The organism is Micromonospora sp. ATLC16, from assembly GCF_057196645.1.
The window spans coordinates 216,711-229,748 of sequence record NZ_JBXUOW010000001.1 but is presented as its reverse complement, the minus strand read 5'-3'; the positions used below and the strand labels follow the sequence as shown (position 1 = coordinate 229,748).

The window sequence follows — 13,038 nt, the reverse complement described above, 5'->3', positions numbered from 1 at the left end:
TCAGGGCATCATCCCGAGCCGCCTGACGGAATCGAACCGTCGACCTACGCATTACGAGTGCGTCGCTCTGCCGACTGAGCTAAGGCGGCAACGGTGGTCAAGTGTACGGCACGTGTCGGTCCGAGGCCGAGCGGGATTGCTGCCGGGTCGAACGAACCGCGTTTCCGGGGTCGTCGGGTCAGCCGGGCCGCACTACGCTGCGGCGAATGACCGACGACCACACCTCTCACGACGAACCGGGCGACGTCGGGCCCTCGACCGGCGACCGGACGCAGCCGCAGGTGCCGTACGCCGGGGAGGCCGCCGGAGGTCGGGCGGCTCGGCGGCCTCGCAGCACCGATCCGTTGGAGCTGGGTTTCACCCCCCGCAAGCCGGTGCCGTGGCTCGCACCGTTCCTGCTGATCAGCACCGGCCTGCGTACGCTGCTGGCGATGCTGTTCGGGGCCTACCTGGACAAGCGGGAACTCCAGGAGGCGCTGGACGCGGAGATCTCCCGGCAGGTGGGGCCGGACGGGGGGCTCTGGCTCGACTACGTGGCCGACCTGGGTGACGGGTTCAACGCCACCTACTCGGTGGCCTACCTGCTCGCCCAGCGAGAGATCACCGTGGACGGGCACCGGCTGCCCCGGGCACAGACCCTGGTGATGGGTGGCGACCAGGTCTACCCGTCGGCGGAGTACGCGGCGTACGAGGACCGGTGCAAGGGGCCGTACCAGGCGGCACTGCCGGCCACTCCGGCGGAGCAGCCGACGATCTTCGCGTTGCCCGGCAACCACGACTGGTACGACGGGCTGACCGCGTTCCTGCGGCTGTTCGTCCGTACCCGGGACCGGCACTTCGGTGGCTGGCGCACCGGCCAGTCCCGGTCGTACTTCGCCGTCGAGTTGCCGGCCGACTGGTGGCTGCTCGGTCTCGACGACCAGTCCGGCTCGTACGTCGACGACCCACAGCTCACCTACTTCGACGCGGTCGCGAAGCGGCTCGGACCGCAGAGCCGGGTGATCCTGGCGGTGCCGGCTCCGGCCTGGGTGAAGGCCGTCGACCAGCCCACCGCGTACGACTCGATCGACTACTTCATTCGGACCATCGTCGCGCCCACCGGCGCCCAGGTCCGGCTGCTGATCTCCGGCGACCTGCACCACTACGCGCGGTACACCGGTCCGGACGGTCGGCAGCTGGTCACCTCCGGCGGCGGCGGCGCCTATCTGTACCCGACACACAGGCTCCCCGAGCGCCTTGAGGTGCCACCGCCCGACACCCTGGCCCGCCGGTCCAGCCCGTCCCGGGCGTACGAGTTGGCGGGCCGCTACCCCGACGCCGCCCGCTCCCGCCGGTACGGCTGGGGGGTCTTCGCCCGGCTGCCGCGGCGCAACCCGGGCTTCTGGACGTTGCTGGGCGTGCTGCAAACCCTGCTGATGCTTTCCATGGCCGGCGTGACCGATTTCGGGTCCGAGGCCTCCGAGCAGCGGCTGTTCAGCGTCCCGCTGGTGATGATGGTGCTGGTGACGGTGCTCGCGGCGGCGATGTTCGCGAAACCGCCCAGTTCCAGCGGCAAGCGGCACGCCCGACACTGGATCCTCGGCGTCGGGCACGGGCTGGCGCACGTCGGGCTGGCCGCCGCCGGCACCTGGGCCTGGCTCGCGCTACCGTTCCACGACTGGTCCTGGCCGTTGCCGGCGGTCGCGGCGGCAGTGGTCTACCTGCCGGTGATCGGGCTGGTGGCCAGCCAGTTGGTGGCCGCGTACCTGCTGCTCGCGAGCGCGTTCGGGGTGAACGTCAACGAGCTGTTCGCCGGGCAGGGCATCGAGGACGCCAAGGGCTTCGTCCGGATGCGCATCGATCCCGACGGCACACTCACCCTCTACCCGATCGCCGTCGACCGGGTCGCCCGTGACTGGCGCGTCAACCCCGACGACTCCCCCGACTCCTCCTGGCTAACCCCCACCACCCCGCTGACCCCCCGCCTAGCCGAACCCCCCACCCCCCTCACCTGACCCCTGACCCCCTGACCCCCTGACCCCCAAGCCGTTGATCATGAGGTTAGCGGCAGTTTCAGAGATCGACATTGCCGCCAACCTCATGATCAACGCGGGGCGGTTAGGGGGTGGGTGAGGGTTAGGGGGTGGGGTTTTGGTCGTGGGCGCGGCGAGGGCCGCAGACGTCGGCTCGGGAGCACCTGGAGCGCGAGCCGTCGGCGTCCAGGCGCACGGTGAGCGCGTCTCTCGGGACGCTGTGACCGACGACGCGGCCCTCGCCCTCCGGGGTGGTGACGCGGGTGCCGATCGCCGGGGCGGATTCGGCGAAGTTGGCGTACAGGGGATGTTCGTACTTGAGGCAGCACATCAGCCGACCGCACGCGCCGGAGATGCGCAGCGGGTTGAGCGGGAGATCCTGGTCCTTGGCCATCCGGATGGTGACCGGCTCGAAGTCGTTGAGGAACGTGGCGCAGCACAGATCCCGGCCGCAGGAGCCGATGCCACCCTGCACCCGTGCGGAATCGCGGGCCGACAGTTGGCGCAGCTCCACCCGGCAGTGCAGGGTCGCGCCGAGATCACGGACCAGGGACCGGAAGTCCACCCGGTGCGGGGCGGTGAAGTAGATGGTGCTGCGCTCACCGCCACCCTCACCGTTGCCGAGCACGTGGTCGACCGCCACCACCTTCATCGGCAGCCCGTGCTCGCGGATCAGCCGTTTGGCCGCGACCTTCGCCTCGGCCTTGCGCCGCCGCAGGTCGTCGTCGCGGCGCAGGTCCTCCTCCTGAGCCAGCCCGGCCAGCCGGGGAAAACCCGCCGTGTCGTCGGTGACCCACTGCGCCGCCCACACGCACTCCGCCACCTCGGAGCCGTCGTCGGTGGGCACCAGCACCTTGTCGCCCACCTGCGGACTCAGCTCGCCCGGGTCGAGATAGTAGAGACGCCCGTACCGCTGGAAGCTGACCGCGCAGAGCATGCCCATCCCCTCACCCTACGTCGCGCGGGCGGGAACGCGCCGGGTCGATCGGCGGCGTTCCTGAAGAGCGCAAGCCGCCGTCACGCCGTGCCGCCATCCACGATTGTCGACTCGACCGATCCCCATCCCGACCGCCGGTACGACGATGCCGCCCGGACGGCTGAAACCTGCGTCACGGGCGGGACAAGACCGGGCCCGAACGCGTTGAGTGGAGAGCAGACCTGCGGGGGGTGCAGGGAAGGTCACGGTGCCGCTGACGGACCACCCACGAGGGTGCCCGCAAGCGGCGCCGTGCACCCTACGGACGCGCGCAGGCATCGGCGACGGTGGCAGCGGACGCCTGCAACGACCCCGGCGACGACGGTGGTCCCGCCGACTTCACCAGCCGACCCGGGTCGTCCAGCTGCCAGCCGGGCCACCACCGGTGTCCGGGCGAAACCGCCCGCCTCCCGGCCGCCACGGCGACTCGGCCAGACTCGGTGACCACTGCCGCAACAGGGTCTCCGCGCCGTCGTACGCGACGCAGAGCACCGCCAGCACCCGGGCGCCGATCTCGGCAGCGGCCACCCCACCCGGCCCGGACGCTCCGGAGTCCGCCGCCTCCCGGCGGACCGAGGTGGCGGCGACGACGGCCACCGCCTCGGCCGAGCCGATCGCCTCGGCCAGTGCCCGGGCCACGGCGAGCCGGCTGCCTTCCACCCAGTCGGCGAGCGCGTCGGCGTAGCCGGCGGTGGCTTCCAGCCGCCCGACCAGACTCTCGGGGCCCTCGTCAAGGTGCCGCAGGAGCGCCGCCCGGGACTGGCCGTACGCCATGGCGGCCGACCCGGACCAGAGCAACGGGTCGGTCAGGGCGGCGCAGGCGTGGTCGTAGCCGTGCACGTGCCGGCGCACGGCGTGCCCTGCGGTGGCCAGCGGCCCCGGCCGCAGGTCGAGGAAGCCGCGCAGCGCGTCACCGGGCAGCACCTGCATCCGGCGCAGCAGCGGCCAGACCCGGTGCCCCTCGGGAGCACCCGCCGCGAGCAGCGTGTCGACCCGCCCGAGCAGGTCAAGGCCGGGCTCGGCGAGCCGGTCGAGGAAATCCATCACGCCTCACCGGCGAGCCTGCGGGAGATGGCGGCATCGGTGTCGGAGTAGCGATCGGCGGCCTCGCGCAGCGCGGCGGCGACGGACGCCACCTGGGTGGCAGCGGCGTGCGCCTCCCGGGCCCGATCACCGGTGGCGGCCACCCACTGCCGGTGCAGCGCCCGACCGATCTCGCCCGGTCGGCCGGGTGCGTCGGCGCCGAACGCCACCTGCGCCGGATCCCCGGCGGTGACCGATCGGGAGAGCGCGGTAAGCGTGGCGCTCGCCTCGTCGAGGCGGCCAGCCAGGATGCGAAGGCTGTCCATCTCAGGCCCCCGTCAGCGGTCGGTACGCGGTGAAGGTCTCGTTGTGCAGCTTTTCCCTCGCCCACTCGGCAGCATCGGCGGCGGCGGTGACCGCGGCCCGCACCGAGTCGGCGACGTCACGCGGTGCCCGGGCGTGCAGGGGGCCGAGAAACCGCACGTCGGTGATCCGGCCCCCGGCGGTGACCACCACCTCGACCAGGCCGTCCGGTGAGCGGACGGTGACTTCGACCGTTGCCACAGCCTGGTCGAACTCGGCCTGGAGGGACTCGATGCGGCGGTAGCGCCGGACCGCCTCCTCTATCCATGCCTCGTCGATCTCACCCCGCGGCATCGCCGGACTCCTCCCGATTTAATCACTGTGCGTGCCGCCACCGTCACCGCGGCACACCGGACCGTACCGCACGCGAATTGCGCCTGTCGATGGCTGTGGACATCGGTCCCGCCGTGGGCCGGACGGCCCGGCCGCTCGCCGAGGTGGTGCGCCGGACCGACGGAGGTCAGCCCTTCCACAGGGCGAGCATCATCGCCTCGACGGCGATCCGGGGCTTGACGTTGGCCTCGATCGCGGCGCGACAGGTGAGCACCGCCTCCAGACGCCGCAGCGTCCCCTCCGCACGCCAGCTACGAGCGCCCGCCTCGGCCAGCTCGGCGGTGTCGGAGTGCACCGGCGACACCGGCGCACCCAGCGCCATGGTCAACGCGTCCCGGTAGAAGGCGGCGAGGTCCACCAGGGCCCGGTCCAGCGCGTCCCGCTGAGCCCGGGTCGCCCGTGACTTCTGGCGTCGTTCCAGGTCCTTCAGCTGTCCGGCGGATCCCCGGGCGGCACCGGCCGCGCCCCGACCGGTGCCGCCGGCACCGAGCGCCGTCTCCAGCGCCGCGCGCTCCGCGGTATCGATCTCCGCCACCGACGCCTCGGCCTCGGCCTCGGCGGCCTCGATCAGCGCGGACGCGGCGTCGAAGGCGGCACCCACCCCGGTGAGCCGACGCGGCACCGCGAGCACCGCCTCCCGCCGGGCACGAGCCTGTGGATCACGCGCCAACCGGCGGGCCCGCCCGACATGGCCCTGCGTGGCGGCGGCCGTCCAGCGGGCCACGTCGGGGGCGACCCCGTCCCGACGGACGAGCACGTCGGCCACCGCCTCGGCCGCCGGCTGCCGCAACGGCACCACCCGGCACCGCGACCGGATGGTCACCGAGATGTCGTCCGGGTGGGTGGACGGAGCGCAGAGCAGGAAGACCGTACGCGGTGGGGGTTCCTCCACCGCCTTGAGCAGTGCGTTGCCGGCCGCCTCGGTCAACCGGTCGGCGTCTTCGATGATGACGACCTGCCAGCGCCCACCGGACGGCGTACTTGCCGCGCGCAGCACCAGAGCCCGCATCTCGTTGACCCCGATGGAGAGCCCTTCGGGCACCACCAGCCGGACGTCGGCGTGCGTGCCGGCGAGGGTGGTGTGGCAGCCGGGGCACTCGCCGCAGCCGGTGCCGTGCACGCACTGCAACGCGGCGGCGAAGGCCCGGGCCGCGACCGAGCGGCCCGAACCGGGCGGTCCGGTGAAGATCCAGGCGTGGGTCATGCCACCACCCGGGTCAGCGCCGAGGGCAGCCTCGGGTTCGCCGGTGGTGGTGCGCAGCACGGCGGCGGCAGCCGCGGCAGCCCGGCGCAGCGTCCGCACCGCCTCGTCCTGCCCGACCAGATCGGCGAAGGCGTCCGGCATCAGTTCCGCTCCGTCGTCACCAGCTCCGACGGGGATAACTCGGGCTGCACCGAGGTGTCCGGACCATGCGCCCGACCCGGGTGATCGACCCCGTCGGCGTTGCCGAGCAGTTCCTCCACCCGGCGGGCGACCCGCTCGGCGATCTCCTCGACCGAGCGGGCGGCGTCGAGCACCAGGTAACGCTTCGGGTCGGCGGCAGCGAGATCGAGGAAGGCGTACCGGACCCGGTCGTGGAAGGTGATCGACTCGGACTCCAGACGGTCGGCGCTCTCCGCACGCGCGGCGACCCGGGACAGCCCGGTACGCGGATCGACGTCGAGCAGCACCACCAGATCGGGCTTGAGCCCGCCGGTGGCCCAGGAGGAGAGCCAGGACACCTCGTCGACCGGCAGCGTCCGGCCGGCACCCTGGTAGGCCAGGGACGAGTCGACGTACCGGTCGCTGATCACGACTGCGCCCCGGGTCAGGGCGGGCCGGACCACGGTGGCCACATGATGCGCCCGGTCGGCGGCGTAGAGCAGCGCCTCGGCGCGCGGTGAGGGCGCCTCGTCGGTCGCGGTGTCCAGCACCAGTGACCGGATCCGGGCGCCGACGCCGGTGGCGCCCGGCTCCCGGGTGACCACCACGTCCCGTCCCTGGCCCCGGAGCAGCTCGGCCAGCTTGCCGAGCTGGGTCGACTTGCCGGCGCCCTCGCCGCCCTCGAAGACCACGAAGAGTCCGGCCGAGACGAACGGCTCGGCCGGCATCAGCGGACGGCCCCGGATCGACCCCCACAGGTCGGCCAGGACCGGCACGCCCTTCTTGTCGTCCATCTGCCCGAAGGCGCTGATCCCGGCGAAGATTCCGGCCGCGCCGGCAGCGAGCAGCAGCAGGCGGGTGGAGGAGACGGAGATGCCGAGGTCGGCGATGGTGAGCGTGCGGGAGCCACCGACACCGGCCAGCAGGCTTCCGAGCGCGATCGCCAGGATCAGCACGAGCCGGGTACCGATCTGCACCACGGCGAAGACCCGGCCGCGTACCTCGTCGGCGACCTCGCCGCCGAGCAGGGTGGTGCCGGAGAGGAAGGCCATCCCGGCGCCGGCCCCGACGAAGACCGCGCCGACCAGCGCCATGGACAGGTGGATGGCGAATGCCAGGGTCATCACCGAGGCGCTGGCCAGCACGATGCTCATGCCGAACCAGCGACGTCGGGACATCTCCCGCACGATCATCGGGCCGAGGCCGATGCCGATCGCCAGGCCGATGAAGATCGCGCCGAACAGCAGGTAGAACGCGGCATCACCGGCGCCGAGCGAGTCGGCGAAGAACCGGGCGGTGCCGATGACGATGCCGCCGCCGGCGAAGGCGCCGAGGATGCCGAGGACCAGTCCGCGCACCAGCGGGGTCTGGCCGATGAACCGCCAGCCCTCGGTGAACTGGCGCATCATGCTCTGCTCGGTGCGCTCCCGTTCGTCGGTCTGCCCCTGACTGATCTCCTTGATGCCGAGGGCCACCACGACGGCGGTGGCGAGCCGGGAGAACGCGTTGAACCAGAGCGCGAGTTGGGCCGGCTGGGCCCAGCCCGGCATCTCGCCGCCGGTGACACTCCGGATGATGCCGTCGAGTGCGGAGAGCACGATCGCGGCGAAGACCGGGGTCAGGCCGTACGTGGTGATCAGGGTGAGCTGGTTGGCCGTCTCCAGTCGGGCCCGCGGGATGAGGTTCGGTACCGCGGCTTCCTTGGCCGGGATCCAGAGCAGGGTGACCGTCTCGATCAGGAAGGTGGCGATCGCTGCCCAACTGACCACCCGCGCGCCGCTGGCACCGGTCAGCGCGTAGAGCGGGATGGAGGCGAAGAGCACGAACCGCAGCAGGTCGCAGATGACCATCGTCCAGCGCCTGTCGAACCGGTCGGCCAGCACTCCGGCGACCGGGCCGAGCAGCAGGGCGGGTAACAGCCGAACGGCGATCACGCCACCGAAGGCCGCGCCCTTGGCGGTGCTCCCCTCCACCTGGGCGGCGGCGAAGACGCTGGTGGCGAGCAGGCCGAGCCAGTCACCGAAGGAGGCCGCGCCGAGCACGATCCAGAGCCGCCGGAACGGCCGGATGCGCAGCACCGAGCGGATCGCGCCGTACCCGGTCAGGTCGGGTTGGCCGCCGGAGCCGCCCGGCGTCCCCGCCTTGCCGGGCTGGCTCGTGGCATCGCCGGGCTGGCTCGTGGCATCGCCGGGCTGCCCGGCTGTGCCGGCAGGTTGGTCCGTGGACGGCGACACGCCGGACGGCTCGCCGTTGAACTCGCTTTCGATGGCCGTACCTCCACGTGCCGGCCCATCGCTGGGCTCCCCCGGTGGAACACTCTAGACCCGGTAAGGACGTCCTTCCGTCCTGCACCGCCTGCTCGCCGAGCCTAGGCCGCCGCGGCCAGCCCGGCCCAGACAACGCAGACGCGAGGGTATTTCGCATCCACCGTTTCACAGTTAGCGTGCACACGTGGCCACCGACAGCAAGAATCTGCGCCACCGGCTGGACCGGGCGACCGCGCACCTCGACCCGCCGTACGCGGTGGTCGACCTCGGCGCCTTCGATGCCAACGCCGCCGCCCTCGTCGGCCTGGCCGACGGCAAGCCGTTGCGGGTCGCCAGCAAATCGGTGCGCAGCCGCGAGCTGATCGCCCGCACGCTGGCCCGGCCGGGCTGGCAGGCGGTGCTGGCGTTCACCCTGCCCGAGGCGATCTGGCTGGTCCGCAGCGGGACCAGCGCCGACGTGCTGGTGGCGTACCCCACCGTCGACCGAGGCGCGCTTGCCGCGCTCGGTGCCGATCCGGTGCTGGCCGGAGCGATCACCCTGATGGTCGACGACCCGGATCAACTGGACTTCTGCGACACGGTGGCACCCTCGGGACGCCGCTCCGAGCTGCGCGTCTGCCTGGACTTGGACGCCTCGTGGCGGCTGCTCGGCGGGCGGTTGCACGTCGGCGTCCGCCGGTCACCCGTGCACAGCGCCCGGGCGGCCGGCCGGCTGGCCGCCACGGTCGTCCGCCGGCCGGGCTTCCGCCTGGTCGGGCTGATGTCGTACGAGGCGCAGATTGCCGGCCTGGGCGACGCACCGCCCGGGCGGGCGGCGCTCGGCACCGCGATCCGGTTGGCCCAACGCGGTTCGTACCGCGAGCTGCTGGTCCGCCGGAGCGCGGCGGTGGCCGCCGTACGCGAGCACGCCGACCTGGAGTTCGTCAATGGCGGCGGCACCGGCAGCGTGGCCGCGACCCGCGCCGATCCCGCGGTGACCGAGATCACCGCGGGATCGGGCCTGTACGGGCCGACGCTGTTCGACGCCTACCGCGCCTGGCGTCCCACCCCGGCGGCCTTCTTCGCCTGCGGGGTGGTCCGGCGCCCGACGCCCGACCTGGCCACCGTGCTGGGCGGTGGCTGGATCGCCTCCGGCTCGGCCGACCGCAGCCGGCTGCCCCGCCCGTGGTTGCCCGCCGGGCTCAGCCTGCTCGGCACCGAGGGTGCCGGCGAGGTGCAGACCCCGCTGACCGGCGCACCCGCCGCCAACCTGCGCATCGGCGACCGGGTCTGGTTCCGGCACGCGAAGTCGGGCGAGCTGTGTGAACGGGTGAACGAGCTGCACCTGGTGGACGGCGACCAGGTGGTGGCCACCGTGCCGACCTACCGGGGGGAGGGGCGGGCCTTCCTCTGACCGTCCGGTCGGTGGCCGTTCCGGCCCGGGTCGGCCGGAGTCGGTGTCAGGCGTCGGTCGGTGTCAGGCGGGCTGGGCCGCCGGCTGCGCGGGCTCGGCATCGGCGACGATCTGGTCGTCGGCCGGCTTCGCCGGCTGCACCACCGACCGGCGGCCGGCGTCACCCCGAGCGTTGACCTGCCGGTGCAGGTACTCCCGGATCAACGCCTTCGCCTCGGTCAGCACCCGGTCGTCCCCGTCCGGCTTGCGCCGGAACGCCAACTTGATCAGGGCGTCGGCCGCTTCGACCGCGATCTCCAGATGAAAACGCAGGTCCGGCACGTCGGCCAGGCCGAAGCGCTCGGTGAGCACCCGCGCCAACTGGTCGGCGATCACCCCGTTGTTGTCCCGCTGCTCATCGAGCAGATGCAGGTCGACCACGTCGCCGAAGTGCAGGGTACGGAACCCGGGAACGGTGCGGTGCATCGTGATGTATTCATCGATCCCCGCGTCGACCCCGTCCCACCAGTGGGTCAGGTCGTCCGAGGCGAAGCGTTCATCGAGCCGCTGGAGGTAGGACTCCATCGTGCGCAGCGTCAGCGCCTGCACGATCGCCCGCTTGTCCGGAAAGAACTGGTAGACCGACCCGATCGCCACCTCGGCCCGCTCGGCGAGCAGGGTGGTGGTCAGCCCCTCGTACCCCACCTCGTCGACGAGTTCGGCGCAGGCGTCCAGCATCCGCTGGACCCGCGCGACACTACGACCCTGCACTGGCACTCGACGCAGTGGCCCGGTCGTGGCGGCTGAAGTGGACACTCGCCACCCCCTCTCGACGGATGAACATATCTGCACGTCACGAGTCCGTGACTACCGGTACAACGAGCGGACCTCGATTGCGGTGTTTACCAGGGACAACGTTCCTGATATGAATTCGGTTCATATTCACCTTGAGGAGCGGGCCCATGGCCGAGCGCACCGCCACCGAGACCACTGCCTGGTCGAACTGGGCAGGCAACCAACGCGGCGTGGCCACCGCCGTACTACGGCCGTCCTCGGTCGACGAGGCCGCCGAGCAGATCCGACGTGCCGCCAAAACCGGTGGGCGGATCCGCCCGCTCGGCAGCGGCCACTCCTTCACCCCCGTCGCGGTCAGCGACGGGCAGCGGATGGAGCTGACCCGACTCGCCATCGACGTACGTGTGGACGTCAATCGACGCCTCGTCACCGTACCGGCCGCGATGACGCTGCGGGAGGTGAACGTGCTACTCGCCGGTCACCGACTGGCTCTGCCCAACCTCGGTGACATCGACGCGCAGACCGTGGCCGGCGCCATCGCCACCGGCACCCACGGCACGGGTGCGGCCCACGGCGGCCTGGCCACCTTCGTCGAGGCGCTGACCCTGGTCACCGGTGCCGGGGAGGTGCTGCACTGTTCCGCCGGGTCCCACCCTGAGGTGTTCGACGCCGCCCGGGTCTCGCTCGGCGCGCTCGGCGTACTGGTAGAGGTGACGCTGCGCTGTGCGGACGCCTTCGTCCTGCTGGCTCACGAACGGCCGGCGTCGCTGGACGCCGTGCTCGCGCAGCTGCCCGGCCTGGTAGACGCGCACGATCACCTAAAGTTCTTCTGGTTCCCGTACACCGACCGGGTGCAGCTCAAGACCAACGACCGGGTACCCGTGGACGACCGGCCGCTGTCCCGCTGGCGCGGTTGGTTGGACGACGACTTCCTGGCCAACACCGTCCTTGCCGGCGCCTGCCGGCTCGGCCGCGCCGTGCCGGGCCTGGCGCCGGGCATCAACGCGCTCTCCGCGCGGGCGCTCGGTGAGCGCCGCTACACCGGCCGCTCCGACGCCGTCTTCTGCAGCCCACGCCGGGTCCGCTTCCTGGAGATGGAGTACGGGCTGCCACGGGAGGCGCTGACCGAGGCGCTGGCGGCGGTGCGCCGCATCATCGGCGGGTTGCCGTTCAAGGTGCTCTTCCCGGTCGAGGTTCGCTTCAGCGCGGGGGACGGCATCTGGCTGTCACCCGCCCACGGGCGTGATTCGGCGTACCTCGCCCTGCACCAGTACGTCGGGGTGCCCTACGAACCGTACTTCCGGGCCTTCGAGGAAATGACGACCGGGCTGGGCGGCCGACCGCACTGGGGCAAGCTGCACTGGCGTACTGCCGCCTCGCTCGCTGCCGCCTACCCCCGCTGGCCCGACTTCCAGCGTATCCGCGCCCACCTCGACCCCCACCGCACCTTCACCACCCCCTACCTGACCAACCTCCTCGGCTGAACCCACCGCGAATCTTGGTCCGAATCCGCCCCTCAGGGGGCGCTGTCATACCAAGATCTGCATGGTCACGGGCACCAACCCGCCGTCAACAGGGCGGTGCGGAGCTGGCCGATGACCTGGGTGGGTGCGTGGCGGATCGCCCACGCCGGGAAGCGGAGTACCCGGTCACCGCGCTGCCACAGGTCGTTCTGCCGTCGCATGTCCGCCCAGGCGGTAGCCGGGTCCAGGTGCTGGCCGCCGTCGATCTCCACGAGCACCCGCCACTCCTCGAAGAACGCGTCCAGGTAGCGGCGCCGGCCGGCAGCATCCCGCCGAACCACCTGCCGAGTCGGCTCGGGCAGCCCGGCGCGCCGGACGAGGGCGAGGAAATCCAACTCCGGCAGGGAATGAGCACCACCCACCGCATCGACGGCGGTCCGTCGGATCAGGGCGCGCCGCCGGGCGCGGGGCAGCCGATCGAGTGCCCTCTGCACATCGTCGCCGCCGACGAGGCGCTGCTGAAAGCCGGCCGCGATGATGGCGCACGCGTCCTGGTCGCTGACCGCCCACTGCGCCGCGTCCACTATCGAACGGGCGGGCTTCGTCCGGCGCGGCAGCCCGACATCGAGGATGTCCTCGGCGGTCAGGATGGTGGTGCGGTGCACCCGGACGCTGGGCGGCAGCGAACGCGGCCGGCGCCCGGCCGGTACGAGCAGATGCACGATTCCGTCGCCGGGTCTGCGCAGGCCCCACGCCCGCGCGGCGCTCAGCCCGCCGAGCACCGCCGCCGGGCCTACCGACAGGACGGCGATCCACGGCAGTTGCGCAGGTGTCAGCGGCCCGTTGTGTGTCACGTAAACGGCCCGGTGCACCTGCCGCCAACGACCTGAGGTCACCCGATGCCGGATGGCCTTGAGCGACAGGTGCAGCCGGGCCTGATCGAGGCTGAGCACCTGCTCCTGATGGAACAGCAACCAGGTCAGCTCATCCGCGTCGTCCCTCGGCAGGGCCGGTACCCGATCTCGGGACGTAGACCCTCGCCTACGCTCCCCAGCGCGTGACCATGCCGTC

At 72.1% G+C, this 13,038-nt stretch carries 11 protein-coding genes and 1 tRNA gene; 3 read left to right on the top strand and 9 right to left on the bottom strand.

Features of this window, described 5'->3' with window-relative positions; all coding sequences use genetic code 11:
• Positions 1-16: 16 nt before the first annotated feature.
• Positions 17-89 (bottom strand) — tRNA-Thr (locus AC2CHE_RS01130).
• Between the two features lie 117 nt (positions 90-206).
• On the opposite strand from AC2CHE_RS01130, the gene AC2CHE_RS01125 reads away from it, so the two are divergent.
• Positions 207-1,994: a metallophosphoesterase family protein gene (locus AC2CHE_RS01125; protein ID WP_484502973.1), complete on the top strand. Its 1,788-nt coding sequence runs from the start codon at positions 207-209 to the stop codon at positions 1,992-1,994.
• 121 nt (positions 1,995-2,115) lie between these two features.
• Here the strand turns inward: AC2CHE_RS01125 and AC2CHE_RS01120 are convergent, their stop codons facing one another.
• The 6 genes from AC2CHE_RS01120 to tmk all read right to left on the bottom strand — a co-directional run bounded on the left by AC2CHE_RS01120 (position 2,116) and on the right by tmk (position 8,148).
• Entirely contained in the window at positions 2,116-2,955 is an 840-nt protein-coding gene (locus AC2CHE_RS01120; RefSeq protein ID WP_484502972.1) for a PSP1 domain-containing protein, read from the bottom strand.
• Between the two features lie 372 nt (positions 2,956-3,327).
• Positions 3,328-4,032, bottom strand: a complete 705-nt coding sequence (locus AC2CHE_RS01115; protein WP_484502971.1) for a hypothetical protein — start codon at positions 4,030-4,032, stop codon at positions 3,328-3,330.
• Positions 4,032-4,337, bottom strand: coding sequence for a type VII secretion target (locus tag AC2CHE_RS01110; RefSeq protein WP_484502970.1), 306 nt, complete (start codon positions 4,335-4,337; stop codon positions 4,032-4,034). The genes AC2CHE_RS01115 and AC2CHE_RS01110 overlap by 1 nt, the downstream gene beginning before the upstream one ends.
• Position 4,338: 1 nt before the next feature.
• Positions 4,339-4,668 (bottom strand): YbaB/EbfC family nucleoid-associated protein, encoded by a 330-nt coding sequence (locus AC2CHE_RS01105; RefSeq protein WP_099847867.1) that lies wholly within the window; start codon positions 4,666-4,668, stop codon positions 4,339-4,341.
• 166 nt (positions 4,669-4,834) lie between these two features.
• Positions 4,835-6,052: a DNA polymerase III subunit delta' gene (locus AC2CHE_RS01100; RefSeq protein WP_484502969.1), complete on the bottom strand. Its 1,218-nt coding sequence runs from the start codon at positions 6,050-6,052 to the stop codon at positions 4,835-4,837.
• Entirely contained in the window at positions 6,052-8,148 is a 2,097-nt protein-coding gene (tmk, locus tag AC2CHE_RS01095; RefSeq protein ID WP_484503032.1) for a dTMP kinase, read from the bottom strand. Before tmk ends, AC2CHE_RS01100 begins: the two co-directional genes overlap by 1 nt.
• A gap of 373 nt (positions 8,149-8,521) precedes the next feature.
• Between tmk and AC2CHE_RS01090 the strand changes: the two genes are divergently transcribed.
• Positions 8,522-9,730 (top strand): amino acid deaminase/aldolase, encoded by a 1,209-nt coding sequence (locus AC2CHE_RS01090; protein WP_484502968.1) that lies wholly within the window; start codon positions 8,522-8,524, stop codon positions 9,728-9,730.
• A gap of 63 nt (positions 9,731-9,793) precedes the next feature.
• Here the strand turns inward: AC2CHE_RS01090 and AC2CHE_RS01085 are convergent, their stop codons facing one another.
• Positions 9,794-10,447 carry a TetR/AcrR family transcriptional regulator gene (locus tag AC2CHE_RS01085; RefSeq protein WP_484503031.1) on the bottom strand — a complete coding sequence of 218 codons (654 nt, stop codon included), beginning with the start codon at positions 10,445-10,447 and terminating at the stop codon, positions 9,794-9,796.
• Between the two features lie 224 nt (positions 10,448-10,671).
• On the opposite strand from AC2CHE_RS01085, the gene AC2CHE_RS01080 reads away from it, so the two are divergent.
• Positions 10,672-11,988, top strand: a complete 1,317-nt coding sequence (locus AC2CHE_RS01080; RefSeq protein WP_484502967.1) for a D-arabinono-1,4-lactone oxidase — start codon at positions 10,672-10,674, stop codon at positions 11,986-11,988.
• Between the two features lie 65 nt (positions 11,989-12,053).
• On the opposite strand, the gene AC2CHE_RS01075 is transcribed toward AC2CHE_RS01080, so the two are convergent.
• Positions 12,054-12,941 (bottom strand): DUF559 domain-containing protein, encoded by an 888-nt coding sequence (locus tag AC2CHE_RS01075; RefSeq protein ID WP_484502966.1) that lies wholly within the window; start codon positions 12,939-12,941, stop codon positions 12,054-12,056.
• Positions 12,942-13,038 lie beyond the last annotated feature (97 nt).

What these genes read in the sequence shown, in the direction of transcription:
- AC2CHE_RS01125 (WP_484502973.1), top strand. Translation starts at nt 207, where the DNA reads ATGACCGACGACCACACCTCTCACGACGAACCGGGCGACGTCGGGCCC.
- AC2CHE_RS01120 (WP_484502972.1), bottom strand. Translation starts at nt 2,955, where the DNA reads ATGGGCATGCTCTGCGCGGTCAGCTTCCAGCGGTACGGGCGTCTCTAC.
- AC2CHE_RS01115 (WP_484502971.1), bottom strand. Translation starts at nt 4,032, where the DNA reads ATGGATTTCCTCGACCGGCTCGCCGAGCCCGGCCTTGACCTGCTCGGG.
- AC2CHE_RS01110 (WP_484502970.1), bottom strand. Translation starts at nt 4,337, where the DNA reads ATGGACAGCCTTCGCATCCTGGCTGGCCGCCTCGACGAGGCGAGCGCC.
- AC2CHE_RS01105 (WP_099847867.1), bottom strand. Translation starts at nt 4,668, where the DNA reads ATGCCGCGGGGTGAGATCGACGAGGCATGGATAGAGGAGGCGGTCCGG.
- AC2CHE_RS01100 (WP_484502969.1), bottom strand. Translation starts at nt 6,052, where the DNA reads ATGCCGGACGCCTTCGCCGATCTGGTCGGGCAGGACGAGGCGGTGCGG.
- AC2CHE_RS01085 (WP_484503031.1), bottom strand. Translation starts at nt 10,447, where the DNA reads ATGCTGGACGCCTGCGCCGAACTCGTCGACGAGGTGGGGTACGAGGGG.
- AC2CHE_RS01080 (WP_484502967.1), top strand. Translation starts at nt 10,672, where the DNA reads ATGGCCGAGCGCACCGCCACCGAGACCACTGCCTGGTCGAACTGGGCA.